The sequence below is a fragment of the bacterium genome, from assembly GCA_026416715.1.
Classification (GTDB): Bacteria; UBP4; UBA4092; order JAOAEQ01; family JAOAEQ01; genus JAOAEQ01.
The window spans coordinates 33,937-56,754 of record JAOAEQ010000004.1 but is presented as its reverse complement, the minus strand read 5'-3'; the positions used below and the strand labels follow the sequence as shown (position 1 = coordinate 56,754).

21 protein-coding genes are annotated in these 22,818 nt (G+C 42.2%); all 21 read right to left on the bottom strand.

All coding sequences use genetic code 11. The features are described 5' to 3' along the window. Nucleotides 1–51: 51 nt before the first annotated feature. Entirely contained in the window at nt 52–1,437 is a 1,386-nt protein-coding gene (locus N3A72_02500; GenBank protein ID MCX7918480.1) for an FAD-binding protein, read from the bottom strand. A gap of 88 nt (nt 1,438–1,525) precedes the next feature. Continuing rightward, a complete protein-coding gene (locus N3A72_02495; protein MCX7918479.1) occupies nt 1,526–2,830 on the bottom strand; it encodes an alpha-glucosidase/alpha-galactosidase in 1,305 nt (434 codons plus the stop codon). Between the two features lie 253 nt (nt 2,831–3,083). Further along, nucleotides 3,084–4,763 carry a hypothetical protein gene (locus tag N3A72_02490; GenBank protein MCX7918478.1) on the bottom strand — a complete coding sequence of 560 codons (1,680 nt, stop codon included), beginning with the start codon at nt 4,761–4,763 and terminating at the stop codon, nt 3,084–3,086. A gap of 11 nt (nt 4,764–4,774) precedes the next feature. Next, on the bottom strand, nt 4,775–5,695 hold the full coding sequence (locus N3A72_02485) for a M48 family metallopeptidase (GenBank protein ID MCX7918477.1): 921 nt from the start codon (nt 5,693–5,695) through the stop codon (nt 4,775–4,777). Nucleotides 5,696–5,826: 131 nt separating this feature from the next. Then, nucleotides 5,827–6,387: a LemA family protein gene (locus N3A72_02480; protein ID MCX7918476.1), complete on the bottom strand. Its 561-nt coding sequence runs from the start codon at nt 6,385–6,387 to the stop codon at nt 5,827–5,829. Nucleotides 6,388–6,636: 249 nt separating this feature from the next. After that, complete coding sequence (locus N3A72_02475) at nt 6,637–7,671, bottom strand: FAD-dependent oxidoreductase (GenBank protein MCX7918475.1); 1,035 nt, start codon at nt 7,669–7,671, stop codon at nt 6,637–6,639. 106 nt (nt 7,672–7,777) lie between these two features. After that, complete coding sequence (locus tag N3A72_02470) at nt 7,778–8,302, bottom strand: ferritin family protein (GenBank protein ID MCX7918474.1); 525 nt, start codon at nt 8,300–8,302, stop codon at nt 7,778–7,780. Beyond that, complete coding sequence (locus N3A72_02465; protein MCX7918473.1) at nt 8,299–8,427, bottom strand: rubredoxin; 129 nt, start codon at nt 8,425–8,427, stop codon at nt 8,299–8,301. Before N3A72_02465 ends, N3A72_02470 begins: the two co-directional genes overlap by 4 nt. 236 nt (nt 8,428–8,663) lie before the next feature. After that, nucleotides 8,664–8,894, bottom strand: coding sequence for a cytochrome B5 (locus N3A72_02460; protein MCX7918472.1), 231 nt, complete (start codon nt 8,892–8,894; stop codon nt 8,664–8,666). 355 nt (nt 8,895–9,249) lie between these two features. After that, the gene (locus N3A72_02455) at nt 9,250–10,290 is read right to left on the bottom strand and encodes a Gfo/Idh/MocA family oxidoreductase (GenBank protein MCX7918471.1); all 1,041 of its coding nucleotides are present in this window, start codon (nt 10,288–10,290) and stop codon (nt 9,250–9,252) included. A gap of 135 nt (nt 10,291–10,425) precedes the next feature. Further along, nucleotides 10,426–10,797, bottom strand: a complete 372-nt coding sequence (gene queF / locus N3A72_02450; GenBank protein MCX7918470.1) for a preQ(1) synthase — start codon at nt 10,795–10,797, stop codon at nt 10,426–10,428. 155 nt (nt 10,798–10,952) lie between these two features. After that, on the bottom strand, nt 10,953–11,390 hold the full coding sequence (locus N3A72_02445) for a response regulator (GenBank protein ID MCX7918469.1): 438 nt from the start codon (nt 11,388–11,390) through the stop codon (nt 10,953–10,955). Between the two features lies 1 nt (nt 11,391). Further along, entirely contained in the window at nt 11,392–13,116 is a 1,725-nt protein-coding gene (locus tag N3A72_02440) for a proline--tRNA ligase (GenBank protein ID MCX7918468.1), read from the bottom strand. 59 nt (nt 13,117–13,175) lie between these two features. Beyond that, nucleotides 13,176–14,531, bottom strand: coding sequence for an RIP metalloprotease RseP (rseP, locus tag N3A72_02435; protein MCX7918467.1), 1,356 nt, complete (start codon nt 14,529–14,531; stop codon nt 13,176–13,178). A 253-nt stretch (nt 14,532–14,784) separates the two neighbouring features. Beyond that, nucleotides 14,785–16,098, bottom strand: coding sequence for a 3-deoxy-D-manno-octulosonic acid transferase (locus N3A72_02430; protein ID MCX7918466.1), 1,314 nt, complete (start codon nt 16,096–16,098; stop codon nt 14,785–14,787). Nucleotides 16,099–16,182: 84 nt separating this feature from the next. Next, nucleotides 16,183–17,322, bottom strand: a complete 1,140-nt coding sequence (waaF, locus tag N3A72_02425) for a lipopolysaccharide heptosyltransferase II (protein ID MCX7918465.1) — start codon at nt 17,320–17,322, stop codon at nt 16,183–16,185. A 4-nt stretch (nt 17,323–17,326) separates the two neighbouring features. After that, on the bottom strand, nt 17,327–18,418 hold the full coding sequence (locus N3A72_02420; protein MCX7918464.1) for a glycosyltransferase family 9 protein: 1,092 nt from the start codon (nt 18,416–18,418) through the stop codon (nt 17,327–17,329). A 43-nt stretch (nt 18,419–18,461) separates the two neighbouring features. After that, nucleotides 18,462–19,316, bottom strand: coding sequence for an AAC(3) family N-acetyltransferase (locus tag N3A72_02415; GenBank protein ID MCX7918463.1), 855 nt, complete (start codon nt 19,314–19,316; stop codon nt 18,462–18,464). A 69-nt stretch (nt 19,317–19,385) separates the two neighbouring features. After that, nucleotides 19,386–20,075 carry an N-acetylmannosamine-6-phosphate 2-epimerase gene (locus N3A72_02410; GenBank protein MCX7918462.1) on the bottom strand — a complete coding sequence of 230 codons (690 nt, stop codon included), beginning with the start codon at nt 20,073–20,075 and terminating at the stop codon, nt 19,386–19,388. Between the two features lie 178 nt (nt 20,076–20,253). Continuing rightward, on the bottom strand, nt 20,254–21,585 hold the full coding sequence (locus N3A72_02405; GenBank protein MCX7918461.1) for a hypothetical protein: 1,332 nt from the start codon (nt 21,583–21,585) through the stop codon (nt 20,254–20,256). Nucleotides 21,586–21,696: 111 nt separating this feature from the next. Next, the gene (locus N3A72_02400) at nt 21,697–22,719 is read right to left on the bottom strand and encodes a hypothetical protein (GenBank protein ID MCX7918460.1); all 1,023 of its coding nucleotides are present in this window, start codon (nt 22,717–22,719) and stop codon (nt 21,697–21,699) included. Nucleotides 22,720–22,818 lie beyond the last annotated feature (99 nt).

Genomic DNA, 22,818 nt, shown 5'->3' with positions numbered 1-22,818 from the left:
GTTGTCGCAGGGAAATAATGTTTATCCTTTAAATCTGCGAATATCAGCGGCCTAATGATTGATAAAGATTTTTCCGGGATTAAGGATTCCGTTCGGGTCAAGTACATCTTTAATCTTCCGCATGGTGTTTATCCCCGGAATCCCGACTTGCTGCGGTAAAAATTTCGCTTTCGCAATTCCAATCCCATGTTCACCGCTAATTGTTCCGCCGAGTTTTAATGCCGCGGTAAATATCTCTTCAACCGCTTTATGGACTCGTTCCATTTCTGCAGTATCCCGTTCATCCGTTAGAATCGTCGGATGTAGGTTACCATCGCCGGCATGCCCGAACGTCGCTATCTGGAGCTGATACTTCTGTGCGATATTGGTTATTTCTGTAACCATTGCAGCAAGATTGCTGCGTGGAACTGTTGCATCTTCAAGAATCGTTGTCGGTCGTGTCCGGGCTAATGCAGCTAACGCGCTTCGCCGTGCCATAGCAAGCTGGTCAGCTTCCTCTTTGGATTTCGCTACTTTAACTTCAACCGCATGGCATTCTCGAACAACTTGTTCGACGGATTTCGCATCCTCTTCAACTGCTGCGGGAACCCCGTCAACTTCTATCCAGAGAATTGCATCGACATCTAGCGGTAACCCGATTTTTGCGTAATCTTCAACGCATTTTATGGTTAATCGGTCTAAAATTTCGAGAGTAACCGGAATAACTTTCGCTTCAACGATTTTCGAAACCGCTTGCGCCGCGTGAACCAGTTCTTTGAAATAAACTAATAAGGTTTTCCGAGATTGCGGTAACGGAATAAGTTTCACAATGATTTTGGTTACGATCCCTAACGTTCCTTCAGAACCGATGAATAACTGGGTTAAATTATATCCGGCAACATCTTTAACCGATTTCCCTCCAGTATTCAGTATTTCTCCGTCCGGTAAGACGATCTCTAACCCTAAAACATAATCTTTCGTTACCCCATATTTGAAACAACGGGGACCGCCAGCATTTTCTGCAACATTCCCACCGAGCGTGCTTACTTTCATACTTCCTGGGTCAGGCGGGTAGAATAGCCCGAGTTTTTCGACCGCGGTATGCAAATCGGTTGTAATCACTCCCGGTTCAACCGTAGCCGTTAGGTTTTCCTTATCAATTTCAAGTATCCGATTCAACCGGTTTAGTATCATTACGATTCCACCTTGAACAGGAATCGAGCCCCCGGATAAATTCGTTCCAGAACCGCGGGGAATAATGGGGAACTTATATTGGTTAGCTAACTTAACGAGAGCAGAAATTTCTGCAGTATTCGCTGGCCGAACTATCGCTTCCGGTGGATAATGCAGTAGCGGCGTTGAATCATAACCATAAACATAGAGGTCTTCCGGCGAATCGAAATAATTCTCTTTACCAACTAGTTTCATTAATTCTTGTTTAATGTTTTCCGTAATCATATTGATAGCCAACACCTTGAATGTGATAGCGTATTGAACGAATTAGGTATATCTTATGTAATCGGTTGTTAACCTCGCGGTAATCTTTTTATGTAAATTGAGGAAGCCATTTTTTCTCAGCTTCGAACAGTTCATCTACCATCTTTCGAATCTCTTCTAACGAGCATACCGCTGCGGTTAACGGGTCATACGCTACCGCCCAGAATGCCATATCTTTATCGCCGGTCATTGCTGCTTTAACCGCCATTTCCTGGACTGCAATATTGCTCCGATTCAACGCCGCTAATTGCGGCGGTAACGCGCCAACATAACATGGATGAATCCCTTGTTTATCAACATAACACGGGACTTCAACGCAACACCCTTCCGGTAAATTGGTGATTAACCCGGTATTTTTAACATTCCCGTTAATCCGTCGGACGACTCCCGTATGTAATGAATGGATGATATATGCGCCATATTCATGCGATTGAGTTAAATCGACCGGATCGTTACTCGAAGCGATTTTCTCGAGTTCGACTTCATAATTCTCACGATCGGTTCCATACAGCTGGAGAATGAATCCGGTGCCGCCGTTCCACCCACCACCAGGCGTATATTTTTCTTTTAAATCCGGCCGTTTGCGGAACCAAGCGTTATACTCCGAGTTATGTCCGCTGGATTCGGTAACGAAATAGCCGAGATGTTTGAACATTTCAAACCGGGTTGTTTCGATATTATATATGTTCGGGTCATTAATTTTCTCCCGAAGTAACGGATATGCATCCTTCCCTTTCCATTTAAATTCTAAGAACCATGCTTGATGATTTATCCCGGCAACCCAATAGTCGATTTCATTCGTTGGGACGCCGAGATAATTCGATAATTGCCAAGCGGTTCCTTGCACGCTATGGCATAGCCCAACATTTTTAATTTTCGTATAATCATTCATCGCCCAGCAAAGCATCGCCATCGGGTTGGTATAATTCAATAGCCACGCATTCGGACAGACTTCTTCCATATCTTTACAGATATCAATTAGCACCGGAATCGTTCGTAACGCACGGAATACACCGCCGGGGCCAAGAGTATCGCCGATACACTGGTCAACTCCATACTTCAATGGAATTTCAATATCCGGGCGGATAACTTCAATATCACCAACTAAAATCATGATAATCACATAATCTGCATCTTGCAACGCTTCCCGACGGTTAGTAGTCACCTGCAGTTTCGCAGAGAAATTCCCTTGTTTAATAATTTTTTCTGCTATCCGTCGGGTATAATCCAGTCGTTTCGGATTAATATCCATTAAGGCAAAAGTTGCATCCTGGAATTCCGGGAATCCGAGGATATCAATCATCAACCTGCGCGAAAACCCTAAACTTCCTGCACCGATAAACGTTATTTTCATAAAATAAAAATAAACCACTGGGAATGCTTAACAACATTCCCGGCGGTTTATTAGAAAAACCTCCGTATAATTTTCTCTATATATTCTACTGTGATTTGAAGGTTTAGGCAAGGATAACGGTGGATTAAGCAACCAGGAAAACAAAGACCCGATATACAAAAGTGGCAGATGATTGAACATTGATGGTTTTGCATTGATTTTCAAAGTTATTTGGTGTCGTAGTATCTTGATAGTAGAAAATTAAATTTTTCGGCTAATCAAAGTATATCCAGCGCAATGGGTCGATAGTAGTTAAAGCTGATTGGTCGAAATAAAATGCACCGATATCCGCTCGGGTGCCATCAGGATCTAGCGATGTAGTCGGGTCTCCGGTATCAATACATGGTGATTTTGTAGTATCCGATGCAGGGTAATTTGTCCAGGTTAAATTGAAATTTCCGTTCGCTGGATTTTTGAATAGCGGGTTTTGCGCGATACATCCAGTCCCGAACCAAGGTTGACCAATGCCGTTCTCGATATCGCAATATCTGGCAATCGCGCTAGTTGCGCCGGACATTGCTATAGCTGGGTCGCTATCCCGCCAGAAAATGTTATTAACGATATTTGCTCTCGCTCCAGTTCGGTCGAAATATAAATAAACGCCGCTACCTTCAGTAGCAGTATTCTGATAAAACGTATTATTATTAAGTTCAAGTTTTCCGGAAGTTGCCGCATAAGAGAGCCCGCCGCCGATATTGATGGCAGTGTTCGTATTGAAAATATTCCGAATACAGGTAATCGTGCCGAAATCGGTTGCGAGAACCATTCCTCCGCCATTATTCAATGTCCGGTTCCCTTGAAAAATGTTGCTGGATAAAACGAGTTTTCCGGTTCCATTCCAAATCGAAACGCCGCCACCATCGCCGGTTGCGCAGTTATTTAAATAGGTATTGCCGGAAAACGTGAGCGAACCATCATTGAGATGGATTAAGGTTCCTGCCCCATCTCCGGTTACCGTGGAATTAGCGGAAAAATAGTTGTTGGTATATGCCACTCTAGCTTCAGTTTCATTCATTCGGGTGAAACATCCAGCACCACCGAGTTGAGATACATTGTGCGAAAAAATATTGTGATTGATATTGATGGTGACACCGGAACTATTTGCATAGGTCATACATCCACCGGCGTCATCCGCAGCAGTGTTGCAAATAAACGTGTTTCTAGTAACAATCACCTGACCGACACCATCGATATACAGCATCGCACCGCCGCCATCGTATGCCGGTTCAACAGTATGCACGCCGGGAATAATGTTGCCGGTAAAAGTATTATGCGCGAGTAAAATCGTTCCATCAGTTGAGCCTGCGTTTAATCCGCCACCGTTCAAGCCCGCAGAGTTATTCCGAAATGAACAGCTCATAACTGAAATCGTACCGAAATTCGATAAGATATGCAGACCACCCCCGAGTGTACTTGCTGAGTTATAAGTTAACTCTGCATTTTCTACCGTTGCAGAAGCGCCGGTCTCAATTCGAATTCCACCTCCTTCAGCAGTACTAGTTCCGTTAGTACAACTGATTCTACGAATAGTGATGTTACCAGAGGAACCGGTAGCAAGCAGGTTGAGAATCTGGGTCGTATTCCTACCATCAAGAATCGTTACGCCAATTCCTGCACCGGAAATAGTCAGCGAATAATTCTCAGTTGAATTATATCTTAACGGAGAAGTTAGATTATAAATTCCTGCAGAAATATTGATAGTATCCGGTTCACCGTTCACGGCAGCGGTATTTAGCGCTGATTGAAATGCAGGTAAATCACTCACGGTAAATATCGCTGGCCAACTTTTCGCCTGATAAGCAAAAAAACAACTACTAACTATTAAAATTATGCGAATATGATTCTGCATATCAATCGATTTCGTTGCGATAGAGATATCACCTGATAGATTCACAAAATCTGATCCTACATCTTTTCTAACGCTGCAATCCGTTCTTCAATCGGCGGGTGGGTGCTGAAAAGATTATTTATTTTCCCCGAGAAATCTTTCAGTGGATTAACGATATATAGATGGGCAGTCGCTTTATTTGCTACTTCTAACGGTTCAGTATCCGCGGCGATTTTTTTTAATGCACTCGCGAGTCCTGGCGGGTATCGAGTTAATAATGCGCCGGTCGCATCAGCGAGAAATTCACGACGACGCGATATCGCTAGTCGAATTAGTTGCGCGATTAACGGCGATAACAATGCGAGAATAATCCCGAGAATAACAAAAATTACCATTGCGGGATTTCCACCCGAACGCGATGTTGTACGACCTATCCGGCTTCTTCGTCCGCTGAAACTGCCGAACCGCATTATCCGCAAGAACCAATCGGATAACAATGCTACGATCCCGACCATAACTACGGTTAATGTTTGTAACAAGATATCATAATTCTTAATATGGGCTAATTCATGCGCAATAACCCCTTCTAGTTCAGTTCGGTTCAATTTCTGTAATAGACCGGTAGTCACCGCAATAACACTATGCTGTGGATTCCGACCGGTAGCAAATGCATTCGGTGCAGTATCATCGATAACGTATATTTTCGGGAGCGGTAGCCCCGCAGCGATACAGAGCCCTTCAACAATATTATGCAGTTGCAGATATTCTTCACGTGATGCTGGTCGAGCACGACTCATCGCCAGCACGATTTTATCACTATAATAATAACTACTGAAACCGGAGATACTCGCAATAATCACCGCTAACGGAAGCGAAACATACGTTCCATATCCCATCGCCTGACTGAAAATATACACTACCAGCATAACGAAAATAATGAACCCGATTACCATTAATGATGAGCGAAACTTGTTACTACTAATCTGGTCGTAGAGCATAGGTGATTAATATATAGCCGAGTCCAGTCTATGAAATAAACGCCACAGAGTCGCTACAGCTCCGCTAGTAATATTAAAGGATATCGACTCCCAGCGAGGTTGCGTCTCTGTGGCAAATAAATTCACGCTGATTATTCAAAACTAACTTTCACCGGTTCTCGGGCAGTACCTTCTTCAATTTCGAAATACTCTCGCGGTTTGAATCCGAATAAACTCGCAATCAGATTGGTAGGAAATGTTTGCTGTAAGGTATTAAACTGCATAACGTTGTCGTTATAGAACTGTCGCGCGTATGCAATTTTCCCTTCCGTTCCAGTCAATTCTTCTTGTAACGCCAAAAAATTTTGGTTCGCTTTCAATTCCGGATATGCTTCTGCGACTGCAAATAACGATTTTAACGCTTGCGTAATCATATTATTCGCGTCCGCTTGTTCTTTTACGGTTGTAGCGGAAGCCATTTTCGCTCGCGCTTCCGTAACTTTTTCAAAGGTTTCCCGTTCATGTTTCGCATATCCTTTAACCGTTTCGACCAGATTCGGAATTAAATCATACCGACGTCGAAGCTGAACATCAATTTGTGCCCAAGCGTTATCAATTCGATTTCGCAAGGTTACTAGCCGATTATAACTTAATATGATAAACCCGACTAATAGAAATAATAGGATGAGCATTAATAAAAGAAATATACCCATAAATGGTTATCCCTCCTTAAAAATCAGTTGGTTGACAACAATTCAGTAAATCAATTCTAATCTGGGAGTATGGTTTTGTCAAGAATAACCGACTAATTTTTATAAAAAATTGCAGCATGCGGCGTAAGAAAAAGAGAGATCAGAAATAATTCTATTGTTGTGGTAGAAAAAATAAGGATAAGATTATCCTCATCTTGAACCCGAAACCATACCGAAACTAATTGAGCAAGCTAGGTTCATCATTTACACTTATTGTTTCGCATGGGTCCACCGAGAAAAAATGTTCATCCCATACATTTCGAATTCATCATTAGCATATTCTTCACGAATGGTTCTCGAGATTCCTGCCATGTTCCACCCGGCAATTTCGCCTTCTTCAGTAGCGTTTATCCAACTATAATGCACCTGATGCATCCGTGTTTTTGTATAGTACACTTGCGCAATATCACCGGCTGCATAAACGTTGGGAATATTCGTGCGCATGTGCGGGTCAACCACAACACCCCGAAATATCTTCAGCCCGCTATTTTTTAAGAAACCAACGTTCGGAACTAAATCAGTAGCTATACCAACTAAATCGCAGGGTAATTCCCGCCGTTTTGTAGTGATTATTCCGATAACTTTATCTGATTGAATAAGTAATTCGCGGATATCTTCTCCAAAGATAAGTTCGATTCCATGCTGGCGAAGGAGTGCCGCAACCTGTTCTGCTTGCGTATGAAACAGAGTCCTTGGCCAGAATGTTTCTTTTCGCGTCAGATAGATTACTTGTAGACCAAGCTGATATAACGCACGAACTAATTCTACTCCCAATAGACTCCCGCCCATAACAATTGCAGACTTCGCAGTTTTACTCGCTGCAAGTAACCGATTCGCATCATCTAACGTATATACCATCTGCAGATACTGTTGAACCGGTATCAATTGCGGTGGGATAAAATAACTTGCACCAGCGGCAATAAGCAGTCGGTCATAATGCAACTGTTGTTCCGCTCTCGCATCGTGACTACTCACCACGCTGACTTCCTGTGACTCGGGATTAATTCTGGTTACACGAGTATTCAGGCGTAGGTCAATATTCCGTTCTCGATACCTTGCTATCTCTTTCACACAAAACGGATGGTCGTTAAATTCGCCAGCGAGATAATTCATTAACCCAGGTCGTAAATAGAATGGATACGGTTCCTCTGTAATAAGGGTAATCGCATCATTCGGTTGTTCTCGCCGAATAATTTCAGCTGCTTTTTCGCCAGCGGGACCATCACCAATGATAATATGATGCATATTATCCTCGTTTGGAAAAATTCCAAATTCAAAAATCAAAATCAATCAATACGTTGATTGTATGATGTAAAAACTTATTTGAGATTTGAATTAGAGATTTGCGGTATTACTCCCGTACCCAGTTATCGAGTTCCATTTCATCAGTCGGTTTCCCTTGCCTACCCTGAATCTCTTTTTCCAGCAAATCCCGATGTCGTTCTTCGTCTTTAGCGAGTTGCGAAAATACCTGTTTCGTTTTCGCATCATTTGTGATTTTTTCCGCTCCGGTATAGAATGCAACTGCGGCTGTTTCCGCTTCAATCGCAATATTGAGAATCGTGAATTCATCGAGGATTTCTTGCGCTTTTCGACGTAATACTGCCCCTTCGATGCTAGCGGAACCTGGCTCTATTGGTTTATCGCCGAATAGAACCCGATATCGTTCTTCAAGCGTTTCTTTATGCCATTGTTCATCACGTGCGAGATTTTGATATAACGTTTTCGATTCCGGTTTCTTGGTTATCTCGGCTAAATGTAAATAGGTAGCGTTTGCGTCTATTTCCGCAGCGATTGCCATGACTAATGCTTGTTCTACAGTTTTCGGTAATTCCGGCATACCGGTATCCCCCTTTATTCCTGATTCGGTCTTCATTTAGGTATCGACGTTTCGCTCATCTCAACAAACAAATTTTTCGATACCCCACATCGTGGACAGAAATCCGGCGGTTCCACTCCAATATGTATATATCCACAAGTTAAACATTTCCATTGTTTCATAAGTTATCCTCGATTTTTGATAATCGGTAAATTTTAGCTTCACGTAATTCAGGATGTTCTGTTAACCACCCAAAAAATTGATTATACACATCTTCTCCTGAGCTCAAACCCGGAATTCACCCGGCAGAACTATTCAGCACATATTCCCCATATACATTGGGATAATAATCTGCATCAGGTAGACTAAATTTAGGTGGAATATTGCCGTTTGGCTCGGTTTTTCTGTAGCAATGAATCTATTCTATTAATTCTCCTACTACTGGCAAACGGTCAAATACTTCTTCCCCATGGGGAGCTTCTTCAAACTCTGCGGTTAAATCTACTGCGGTTTGGTGTCCATAATGTGAACCATCAGAAAAATTCGGGTTGTTGGTTACATCATAGACTTTCCCTTGATACGCAATGTAACAAGGTTGACCGTTCGTTCCGTCAAACTTAGCTAATTCCGCACGGGTAAATTGTTTCATAAAATATCTCCTTTCGTAAATTAAAAAATTGTTGACAACGATAACCAAAATTGAGACAAAATGTATAACCAGAAGAATGGTTTTTTAATATCTCCGTATTGTATTTTCTTTCTGAAACCATTATAAGCTAAAAATCAGGACTATCGCAATCTAGATTCGATATTCCTGATTCTATTTCAATATTAACTTAAAAGGCTATTTGGGGAATGCATGGAGGGCAAGTAAGTCTTTGCAGGAAGAAATGTATTCCAGTTCTTCGAACGAAACCATGACAACGGTTCTCGAAACTGAATCTGAAGGCTTACAATATTTTGGTTGAAATGACCTAATATCAACAGAATTATCGCTAGGTTTACTAACTCTTTTTCTTAGTAGAGTTTAATGCGGCCAACGCTGCTTCCATCGCGCGAATCCCATCTTCGCCATAAGCAAGGTCAGGGTCTTTTATGCCGGTTCGGATTATTTTCGCTAATCGATGATACATCTCAGCAAACGGTTTCCCAAAATCGTGTACCGTTTCGGTAAAACCTTCTGCATTAAACAATTGGACTTTTTCGCCGAAACATTTCTGCTGTTTCGGGTCCCAATCCCAGAATGCAGAAATTAATCCCTCGGTACCAAGCAATTCAACCCGATGAACGACATTTTTACTCGCTGCAGTATTAGTATACAACCAACTCTGCTCGTTGATATACATTACGCCATTTTCGAAAATACAGGAAGCGATAACATGTCCAGGATTGCTATATTTCTTTTCTACCCATTGTCCGATAGCAGAAATCTGTTTATAATCACTTTGGGCAAACAATCGGGCAAGATCAAAAAAATGAACTCCGCAATCGACAATCGGTCCGCCACCTTCTTCACTCAACAAATCCCGACGTGACCGACCATCAGCACGCGGGGTATTATCAGCACCAGACCATAGGTGAATCGTTCTGATCGTATGTAATTTCCCGATTTGATTTTTTCTCAGATAATCAAGGATCAGCTTGACAGAACTTTTCACCCGATTATGGAGGTTGATAAGAAGTAATACATCTGATTGTTTCGCTGCCTGAACCATTTCCCATCCTTCTTCGATAGTTGGCGCAATCGGTTTCTCGCAGAAAATGTTCTTTTTCGCTTTTACTGCATCGAGCACCACCGGCTTATGCTGTTCAACCCGGGTTGAAACAGTTACCACTTCAACTTCCGGTAGGGCTAATAATCGCTGATACTCTGAGAACCGTCGTTCTTGTGGAATTGCATATAAATCGCCTACTTCTTGCAACCGTTTCTTATCTATTTCTGCGATAGCATATAGCTCGCAATCCGGATGGTTTGCGGTGGTCGGTAAATGTCCATATCCAGCAACCGTACCGCATCCGATAATCCCAATTTTAACTTTCGTCATATCCCTGTTCATAAAAAATGAAATTCCAAACTCCAAATTCCAAGTAAATGCTCAATTTCAAAACTAAACCGCCCAGCGATGATAAGTCTTGTTTGAAATTCGGAATGTCGGAGTTTGGAATTGACCAATCATCCTTTATTGTTTCTTTTCCGGTTTGATACCATGTTCAGCGGTTACCGTGGTATAGATTCCACCACGGACATTGAATGTTCCGATGATCCGCATCCAACGCGGGTGCGCTGCTCTAACCAAATCATCGAGTATCTTATTGGTTACCCCTTCATGGAAATGCCCTTCATTCCGATATGACCAGAGATACAACTTCAATCCTTTCAACTCAATGATTTTCTTATCCGGAATATACTCGATTTTAAACGTTGCGAAATCCGGCTGGCCTGTTATCGGACATAAACAAGTGAATTCTGGACTGGTAATTTCAATTACATAATTCCGTTGCGGGTATGGGTTGGGAATAACCTTGATTCTTTTAGTCGGTTTCGTTGACATAGCTTTATTCAGAACTTATGCCAATAGGTTCTATAAGTTAATGCATTAAGTAAACCAAAGTATGTATCGTGTAAAGATACTGGAGAAACATCGTGTGGAAGATACCTCAATTTATTCCAATACCATTTTCCGATTTTCAGTATTGTACCATCTGGTTACGGGCGAATGAGTATGCTAGGTCGGGGCTGAACCGGAGCAGTGATTGGTTTTGCTAAAAGTTGTTTAGTTAGTTCAAGGAGCTGTTCCGGTTTAAACGGTTTAGCAATATAAGCATCTGCGCCATATTTAAACCCCATCTCAATATGATCCGGCTGACGATATACAGCGGTCATGAGAATTATGGGAATATGGCCATACTGTGGATTATTTTTCAATTCATCGCAGAGTTTAAATCCGTTCATTAACGGCATCAAAATATCGGAAATAATCAGGTCTGGTTTCAATTCAATCGCTTTCTGATACGCTTCTTTTCCATTCGTTGCGGTGATAACTTCAAATCCTTCAGCTTCCAACATTTTCTGCAGTACTACCAAAATATCCGGAGCATCATCAGCAACTAAAATTGTCTTTTTAGTTTTCGGTGTAGTTTCCATATTAAACTCCATATTGTTTTATAGCAGATATCAAAGTTTCTGGGTTTTTTTGAACCAATCGAGTTTGCTTGGTTCTCCGTTCAGTAACTTCAATTAAACCCTGCTTAATATTCTTATCTCCTATTATAACACGAATCGGGAATCCGAGCAAATCAGCATCTTTAAATTTAACTCCTGGCCGCTCATTTCGGTCGTCGTAGATGACTTCAAATCCGGCATCGCGCAAGACGATATAAAATTTTTCTGCAAGCTGAACTAACTCTGAATTGCTAGGATTAACTGCCATCAGATATATCTGATATGGCGCAACTGACCACGGAAAAATAATTCCATCTTTATCGTTATTACATTCGATAATTGCTGCTGCGGTACGGGTTACCCCAATTCCATAACAGCCCATAATTAGTAGGTTTTCTTTTCCTTCAGCATCTAGATATGTTGCATGAAACGCTTCGCTATATTTCGTACCTAGTTTGAAACAATGACCAACTTCTATACCATAAGACACGGTTAGGGTTCCTTGGCAGTTCACGCATCGATCGCCCTGGGTTACAACTCGGATATCCGCAATTTTCGCCGGTTTAAAATCTCGGTTCGGAATAACATTAAGCAAATGGGTATCGATTTTATTTCCGCCAGTAATCATAGACGGCATTGCCATAACTGCCGGGTCGGCAATAATGGGAACCGCTGTTAGTCCGACCGGTCCAGCGAACCCGACCGGCGCTTGCGTAACTGATTCGATTGTTTCTGGTGTAGCTAAGGTCAGGGTCTCGCAACCGACCGCTTTTTTCAGTTTCGATTCATTAATTTGGTGGTCGCCACGAATTAATGCAGCGATAACCTGCGTATCCGCTAAATAAATGAGCGTTTTAACCAGTTGTTTCGGCTGCACATTCAAGAATCTCGATACGTCTTCTATCGACCGCATATTCGGCGTATCAACTTCCTGATACGTTGTTTTTTTCGCTATATCAAACAGATGTGTATCCCATTCATTTTCCATAAGTGCGGATTCGGCTTTTTCGAGATTCGCTGCATATCCGCATTGAGAACATACTGCCATTCGATCTTCGCCGATTTCTGCAGGAACCATAAATTCATGGGAAAAACTGCCGCCCATCGCGCCAGTATCAGCTTCAACGGCAACGGTAGTTAGTCCACATCGGTTAAAAATCCGCTTATAAGCGTCAAACATCATCTGGTAACTTTTATTAGCGCCGGTATCATCGGCATCGAAACTATATGCATCTTTCATAATAAACTCACGCGCGCGCATCACTCCGAACCGAGGGCGAATTTCATCTCGGAATTTATTTGCTATCTGATAGAAGTTAATTGGTAATTGTTTATACGACCGAATTTCACCAGCAGCTAATGCGGTAATAATCTCTTCATGGGTCGGACCGAGAACAAACCCGCGTGCGTTCCGGTCATGCAGCCGCATCATTTCGGGACCCATCACTTTGGCACGACCACTATGTTCCCATAACTCCAAAGGATGCAGCATTGGCATCATTACTTCGATTGCACCCGCGCGATCCATCTCTTCTCGGATAATTTGTTCAACTTTTCGGATAAACCGCCAACCGAGCGGAAGATAGGTATAGAGACCAGACGCAAGTTTCCGCATTAGTCCTGCGCGCAGCATCAACTGATGCGAAACGGTTTCTGCTTCTGCCGGATTTTCTCGTAATGTTGGAATAAAAGTTTTACTCCAGCGCATATTATACTAGTTTGATAAGGTAGATACGTTAACTAGGTTACATTAAACCAAACTTTGGTTTAAAAGAATTTAGTTAGGGTTCCTGACATAATCAGGTCATTAATGATAAAATACAACATTAGCGAAACTAACACCGCCACCCCAAATCTAGAGATATTTTCCAGCGTTTTAACTGAAAACGGTTTTTTCCGAATTTTTTCGATCGTATATAAAAGCAGATGTCCCCCGTCAAGTACTGGAAAAGGAAATAGATTAATGATACCAAGCTGGAAACTGAGTAGTGCTACCAGAAACAGATACTGAGTTATCCCGAGGTTCGCCTGCTGTTGCGCAACAATAGCAATAGATTGCGGTCCACCGAATGCTTTTCGTAACGGCATTTTCCCAGTGAAAACATCGGCAACGGTTGATGCAGTTAAAGAAACGATGCGCAGGGCTGAAATAAAAGTTAATTGTATTGATTCAACCGGTGAATGTTTAATTTTATAGGTTACTGGCGGTTTTATGATAAATCCGATCGTAGCATATTTTGCATCCGGAGTTGCTAATTCCGGTCGCACCGGGATTGGAAAAATATTATTATTCCGCTGGACAGTTAAGATTAATAATGTATCTGGTGAATGATGTATGCCGTCAATAATACTGTGAAAGGTAGTCGCACCAGCGAGATTACTTATCGCCAGAATTTTATCTCCTTGACGCAGTCCAGCACGGTATGCAATCGAGTTCGGGGCAACAAGTTCTACTTCAACATACGGTTCAGGCACATACGGTCGTAATCCATAGTCGGTTTCAAGATCAAGCTGGGCTGTCTTTATGCTCAATCTCGGTAAGATGAATTCGAGTTTATCCCCTGCTCGATCAACAGTTAATCGAACTTCTGACTTCGTTCCTGTTTCTGCTGGAACGACCTCAGATGTTTTGCCATAAAGTGTATATATATCGTCCCAATATTTGACTTTTTGCCCATCAATAGCAATGATTTTATCTCCCGGCTTTAATCCTGCGCGGTCAGCAAGTGAATTCGGGGTAACGATTCCGATAGTATTCGAGAACGTATTCACTTCTGTCCCGATTATGAATAGCATATACATCAGAATAAGCGCAACTAAAATGTTGAATACCGGTCCTGCGACAACCACCAGCGCTCGATGCCAGAGTGGATGTGAGACAAACTCATCCGGTGCCCCCGTAATCTCTTGGGTTGGATCTTGTCCAGCGATTTTAACATATCCGCCGAGTGGAATTAAGGAAATCGCATATTCCGTATTGCCGATTTTTTTACTGACCAGTTTCGGAGGGAACCCAATCGAAAATACTTCTACCCGAATCCCAAACAGTTTGCACGCTAGGAAATGACCTAGCTCGTGGAAAATAATTGCGATTGCGAAAAAAATTAGTATTGGTAATATCATAACATAAAGGCGAGTTCATCTCGCCTAACCATTAAATCTCCGATGATTGCTATCGCCACTTAATTTTTCATATATCTATGGCGTATATTGTTTTTAATATTTTACCATAAACCCAGTATGCGATACAGGATTATCCGATTGTAGGTATAGGCAATTGCTGTATCAACGTTCACCAAGTGATGTATCGAACGCATGGGTATCATGGAAAATCGATCGAATAAGCTGTTACTTTTACTAGCATAGCATGTATAGATCAATTCAAGTATTTTTTGATTTCTTCAAATGTTCTTTCGGTTGCACCTTGGTTTGCAATTACTGCCGAACGCGCTTTTTCTCCTAATTGACGTCGTAGTTCCGGTTGTTCGAGTAATGCTGACAGTTGTGATTCTAAGTCTTGAATATTGTTAACTTGAATTCCACCACCGGCAGATAATAATAATTCTGCACAAAACTCAAAATTATGCATATACGGTCCAAATAAAATCGGTTTTCCAAGGGTCGCCGGTTCCAGAACATTATGTCCGCCAATAGGTACCAAACTTCCGCCAATAAAAACGACATCGGCTAACGCATATAACTTCGTTAATTCACCGACGGTATCAACTAAAATAATCGAATGTGAGTTCTTAACCCGAACCGGAGAATCAGGGTTTGATAGTATAGGTGATAGAGCTTTTGTGAATGCTTTGTTTACTCGGTCGGTAGCGCATTCAGGAGGTAATTGACTTCTGCGAACATAGGGTAGTCCTAGCAATTCGATTTCTTTACCTACCTCCTCAGCCCGATGCGGATGGCGCGGAACCAGAATCAATCTTAATTCAGGTTGTGTTGCACGGATAGCTTTATATACCTGAAGAATAAGTTTTTCTTCGCCTGGATGGGTACTCCCGACTAACCAGACAGGTTGGCTTGGTTCAAATCCGAACATAGCACGATATCGCTGTTTTTCCAAATCGGTTAATTCTGGGATGGAAATATCGAACTTGATATTGCCGGTAATTTTGATTTTATGGTGCGGTGCGCCGATGGTTCGGATTCGGTCTACTTCCGTTTCCGATTGCATCAAGAATAAAGTCATTTTATTCAGCAATGGCTGGAAAAACCAGCGCACTTTTTTATATCGCATAAATGAACGGGGCGAAATCCGGCCATTAATAAGCATAATCGGAATCGAACGACTTGCACATAATGAAATCAGATTAGGCCAGAGTTCTGTTTCAACTAAAATCAGCAACTGCGGGTTAATATACTTAAATAACCGACGGAGATTCCAGATTAAATCGGATGGGAAAAAGATAAACTGGTCTACTTCCGGAACTGACTGCCGAGCGACTGTTTGCCCGGTTCCGGTAACCGTGGAAAGGATAATCCGTAGACTAGGATTTGATTCTCGAATTTTTTTTATGAGCGGTTTTACCGCGTTTACTTCCCCTACTGAAACTGCGTGGATCCAAATGGTTTTTCTTACATTAGAACCAGTATGTAATTCTGGCGGGATAAATCCAAACCAATATCGAATATCTACCCCAGTTCGTTTCGCTTTAACCAGATAAAACGGAAGCAACATTATTAACGATAAATGAAGCAAAATATTGTAGATTAATAGCATAATGATACCGCAAATTAACCCTACAGTAAGTTAATATTCCACTCAATTTGTGGATTTCGTGGTTAACTCTTGAATAGCCAAAACTACTTCGTTAACCGTTATGCGCTGCATACAGTTGTGACCGTAATCACATTCGGTGGTAAACGAACACGGGCTACACTTCGGCTTTTTCCAAATAACTATTTTTTGAGTAGTATACGGACCGGTTTTATTCGGATCACTTGGACCGAATAATGCTACTACGGGGATACCGACCGCAGCGGCAATATGTAAGGGACCGGTATCGGCGGAAACAAATACTATACATCGTTTAATCAGTGCGGTTAGTTGCCGTAAGGTAGTTTTTCCTACGGCATTAATCGGTGGCGATTGGGTTAACCTGATAACGTCATGTGCGATTCCAGTATCCGCTTCTCCACCGAAAAGGATAACCTGATACTGCAACTCTGTCGATAATCGGTCAATCAATTCAGCAAATTTTTCTTTTTGCCACCGTTTTAACGGATTGGATGCACCGAGATTGATTCCAATAATCGGAATAGCGAGGTTAACCTTATGGTGATTCAGAAACTCATCCGCAAAATTGAATTCTGCTTCCGTCAACGCTATCGGAAATTCGATGACCGGAACAATCTGACTATCAATTGATTTCATCACTTCGAGCAATCGGTCAACTGCATGCAGCGTTTCGGGATTAGATATCGTAGAACGTGCATTTATCTTCGGTGTCATATCGTATGAATGGTTCGGGCTCACATCGGTTTGGACCCTAGCCTTGGGCGGTCTGGAAACTAAATAGCTTAACTCCCGCATCCCATAACATCCGAGTTTCCGTTTTGCTTTGGCAAGAATAACAATAAATGCTGAACGAGCAAGACCCTGTAAATCTATCGATAGCGTATAATTGCGTTCCTGCAACTTTTGCTTTAACGTTTGAATTTCACGCCATCCTTGTATCCAATGACCGGACTTAAAATAACGAACTATTTTCTCTCGGTCGAATAAAATGAGGTTGGTAATTAACGGGTTCCCTACTAAAATATCGGCTGCTTTCGCTTCAACAACCCAATCGAGTTCCGCATCTGGAAAATGATTCCGTAACGTTTTTACTGCTGGTAACGCATGGATAACGTCACCGATAGAACTCATCTTTACAATTAAAATCCTCGGGTGGGAAAACACGCAGTTATCTCTTTGTATTTCTCTTTAATAGAATTTCCGCTGCGGATAATACTTCATCAACCGTGATTTTATCCATACATTCTAAGGTTTGACAATTCTTTTTCCGGCAGAAACTACAGGATATCTTTTTATGAATGATAATCGCATTATTGCCATACGGCCCATCAACTGCCGGATCAGTTGGCCCGACTATTGCCACGACGGGAACACCAACCGCAGTAGCGATATGCAGCGGACCCGCAATGTTGCCAATAAATAAATCAGTATAATGCAGGAGTGCTACCAGTTGTTTGATAGAAATTTTATCAGCGAGATTCAATACCGGATGATGCATCATATTCGCGATTTCTTCGGATAACCCATTTTCTTCTTTTCCACCAACTCGCCCCCCCACCAACACAACTTGAACATTAAACTTCTCAATTAGTTTATCTGCAAGTTGCGCGAACCGTTCTTTAAACCATCGCCGGGTTAACCAGCCGGCTCCAGGATGAATCACGACCAGAGTATCGTGTTCCGTGATTCCATTAGTTGTGAAAATCTCTTGAATCACCTGTTTATCCGTTTCCGAAAAAACAATAGGAAAATAAACACCATTACGTTGTCCGCCAAGATAGCGAACAGTCGCAAGATGCCGGTCAACGACATGAACTTCAGCCGGTTGTATCGGAACCTCTTTTGAAAATAGATAACTCAATTCCCGCATTCCAACTGTGTTATACGAGCCAATCCGATATTTAGCACCGCTTAATAATGCTAAGAGACCGGATTTAAATAATCCATTTAAATCGATAGCTAAATCGAACTGTTTTTCGTGCAAGGTTCGTTTTAGCTGCATAGTGAACCGCCAGAGTTCTCGGAAATTTCTCCGTTCCCATAGATCTAGGAAACGGCTCCGCTCGAAAATAATCACTTCATTCAAATCCGGATTCCCGATAACAATATCTTTACATCGGTCATCAACCAGCCAGGCAATATATGCGTGCGGGAACTCTTTCCGTAACGAGGAAACGGTAGGTAAACAAAAAACACAATCGCCTAATCGGCTTGGTTGAATGATGAGAATTCGGTGTATCTCCGTTTTATTAATTTGCATACATGAATTGTGAACTATATCATAACCGAGTATAGATTATACGTTATGTCTTATGGATACTGCGTTTTTGCTTATTCACCCGCAGTTTCGACCGAGTGATACGTTTCCGTTTCACACAGAGTTGACATCCCGGATTATCACATAATAGAAAGAACGGGTCGCTCTGTAGTCGTTCTGATAGAACCTCAATTACATTTTCCGCTTTCATCAATTCGGTTTTTGCTTTACCAACCATACCTTCTTCCACAATCCCTCGTTCTCGAAGGAGTGACTCAGCTTTAACAAACCCAGCATTACATCCCGGTACCTCAGATATTGGCACTTCAATAATTTCATCTCCGGATTTCACGCGCGCAATTTCGGTCCCATTTTTATCATCAGAATAAGAAATATGCAGATACGGTACTCCAGCGAGTTTTTCTGCTGTATATAACAAAAAATTCTGGTCTGGTCCAACTCCGAGTAACATCACTAGCCCGCCAATTTGACTTAATTTATGATATGGACTCCCGATTCCTAACGGGGTAGTTTTATCATGTCCTTTAACCATCTCGCGTGCAAAAAAACCGATTGCCGCTACAGAATGGGTCGGATGTAAACTCCGATGTGCATCCGGTCTGCGCCACAGAGTATCAGAAATCAACCCACATAACGATGCGGATTCGGTCGGACAGAACGGCGGGGGTTTCTCACCGAACCGTTTAAATGAAAAGGTAAATGTCGGAACAACCAACGTCCCATTCGGGTCAATAACATTCATTAACGCATCGATAACGCTATTTGCCCCGCCAATAACCTGGCCGATACTCGATAACGAGCTATGCAAAACTACTACATCTCCGGGCGATAACCCAAACTGACGCAGTTGTTTAATAATCGTTTCTTTATCAATAATCATTGAAAATAAGATAACGGTGATTACATTCCCGAAACGAGCGATACGGGGTATATCGCCGTAATCGATATGTTATCGTTGTATTCTTTTTTGTATTGCATTAACAAACCGTGCGGTAATCACATGCGGTCGCGTTATCGCTCCGCCAATTACCGCCGCATACGCCCCATATTCAAATGCCGTAACTAATTCTTCTGGAGTATGAATTCTTCCTTCCGCAATAACCGGAATTTTTACGTGCGCTACCAATTGTTTAACCAGCGCTAAATCCGGTTCATCTTGTTGTGGACTATATGAAGTATATCCAGAAAGCGTAGTACTTACCATATCTGCACCAGATTGTTCCGCAGCAACTCCTTCTTCGAGAGTCGAAATATCTGCCATAACGAGTTTGTTCAGCGTTCGATGGATATACTCAATAATTTCTTTAACCGATTCACCACTTGCACGGGAGCGTAACGTCGCATCGATCGCAATAATATCTGCACCGGCGGCAGCGACCTGTTCCGCTGCTTGTTTCGAAGGAGTGATATAGACGTCAAACCCGGGAGTTTGGATTTTATAGAGACCGATTATCGGTAGCGAAACTGTTTGCCGGATTGCCTGGATATCTGCTGGTGTATTTGCTCTGATTCCGACTGCACCACCGAGTTCAGCGGATTTCGCAAATAACGCCATATATTGCGAACCATAGAACGGTTCATCCGGTCGCGCCTGGCAGGAAACAATCAGTCCTCCCTTCAACTTCTCTAACACATACATAGTGCCAAAATTATATGCTAATTTCCGATTTTTTTCAAAGAGAAAAATCTATCAGAACGGTTGATTCTAAAAGAAAAAGCAAAGTCCGAACTTCGGACTTTGCTTTCTAATTCTAATAATTCAGAACCAAATTATTTACCTATTTCGCAAACTGTTCGTATGTTCAATTTATTATATATTATAATTTCCAATAGAGTCCTTTCTTATTGCACCATAACACCACGCACCAGAGTAACATTGTCCATTCTAGTCCAGCTACTACACCAGTCCACCCAATATGTCCTTTTAATCCGTCATAGAATCCCATTGCAGAAATGAATATCCGAACGACCGGTTGCATGAAATACGCAAGTAGCGCATTCGCTCCGAAGACACCGAAAAACCATGCCCAGCCCCATTTGAGTTTCCAGACATCAATCAGCCAATAGAAGATAAGGAAGGTTATTGCGCCGATACCAGCGGTAAATAACGCATAGGATGAAGAAACATACTCTTTATGCATCGGCAGATGATATTGATGCAACAGATATCCGACCACCGTAAACACGATACCGACCAAAACTGATTGTTTTAAAATTTTCAGTTTATCCCGAGTCGCTACCGCTTCACCGAGCAAAGTTCCGATAATAGTGATGATACCGTATGAAATTGAACCCCAAGGCGTGCAATGGACGGTTAACGGACGAAGCATATCTCCATCCGGAGTAACTATCGTCCAGAACGGTCTGGATTTATCGCCTAATTCAACCCACCATGGAATATGCCAGGTTAACCAGCTATGCACTCCAGCAAGAACGAACACCGCAATCCATCTCGCTGAAGCTGGTAGCAGCATAAACGTTGCACCCATAAAATAGGCGACTCCTATCGCTTGCAAAATCCCCCACCAGTAGGAAAACTTTAGAATTAACGAAATATAAATCACGCCAGCGATAATCAATCCGATGGTTCGAAATCCTACATGTTTCCACCATTGTGCGCCGCGTTTCTGCCGACTTAACGGAATACATAGCCCGACGATGAATACAAAAAACGGGGCAACTAAATCGGTGAACGTACATCCGATACCGCGTTGCTGAAACCGCGGTTGTGTTCCTGAATCGGAATATACCGCAACTACTTCTTCTCCCGGATGTAACGGTTTTGAAGTCCATACCGGAACCTCTTTAAACGAAGCTATCGTCTCTTCATTTTCACCGATAACCGAAACATCATATCGCCGAGTTGCGGTTTCCGCATCAACTTTGGCTAAGCGATAGGTATATTTTGAATTCGGATTCTGTTGTTTCCATAACATCCAATCGGTTGGTCCATCATCTTCTCCGGCATGTTTAAATGTTGATACCGGAACACTCCCGAAATGCGGAAACGTTAATGGGAGCTGCCGATATCCGGCGACCATGATAACGAATATCATTGCAAAAATGGTAAACCCGCGAAACGCATCTATGGATTCAACGCGTTGTTTCGGTTTAGCAACCGGTTTTTGCTCTTGTTCAGGTTGATTCATAGGTTTCTCCTTGTTGAATAGTTTATTGGTTGAAACGTTAAATGGTTCCATAAGTTATCTAGGATTCCTAGCGTTCTTTGCGAGTTATCCTAGTGAACGTTACGGGAGCGTTTAATCTTCTTGAATCCATTTCGTATACGCGACTGGACCCCAAAATACTCCCGCTTTATTTTCAAATTTTGTTCCAACGGTTATTGCATGAATAAATCCATTCTTCTCAACCAGAACCGTATGCAATATCTTATTTTCCGGGTTCGGATGAATGATGATATCAACCTGCCCGTTTAGTCCTCGCCAGCGAAGATAATCTCCAGTTGAGCTAACGGTTAATGGAATCTCCTGCTGGAACCGTTCAATGAGTTTATACGTTTTCCGATAGGTTCCACCAGTCGAACCAACGACCAGTTTGCCATCAAGCATAATATTCCGATCGTCGTAAGAAATAATACTCAAATAATGGTTCGGCTTTCGAGTCAACCATTCAATCAGTTTCTCCCCGTGTTTGTTCTCTTCATCATTATAGTTATATACACTATCAAGGAATGCGATTCGAGTTATCCAATCAGGGATACACTCAACACTATTTAGATAATTGAAAATGAAACTACCACCGCCACTATGGCTCGAAAGAATCACTTCATCCGGCGGACGTGGAAGCTGGCTTGTAACCGAATCGAGTATCTGCAGGACTAATTGATTTCGGTTCTCTTTATGGGTCGCACTCCAGCTCGGCCAGCTTCGAAACGTTGGCGTTAGATAGGCGACAATAATATTCTCTTTTGTAATCACTTCCCGCAATCGTCGGGTTTGAGCGCCGATATGCTGGATATTATAATGCCAGTCATCGCCAGGTTTCAGCTTTTTTCCGATAGTATGTTCGATGGTATTCCCGTTCGGCAGAAAATAGAGAATCAGTTTAATCGGTCGTTTCGGGTTAAACCGATTCTCGGCAGGAGCGTTAATAACGATGTTTACATCAGTATCAAAAGTATAACTTTTAACCTGCTCCTGAAAATATGGGCTGAATTCGAATCCCGGGATTTGTCCTGTTCGGGCAACCGCTACCATATGCAATGGGGAAACGATAGCTCCTATTAAAATGAGCGGATATAATTTTAGGAGACCTGCATTCATTTAATTTATAAAAATATTACTGCCTAATAGAAAATATTGATACCCCTAGCTCAAGCTCTTGGGACTATTCACACACAGGCACTAACTAGCTGCAGGTTA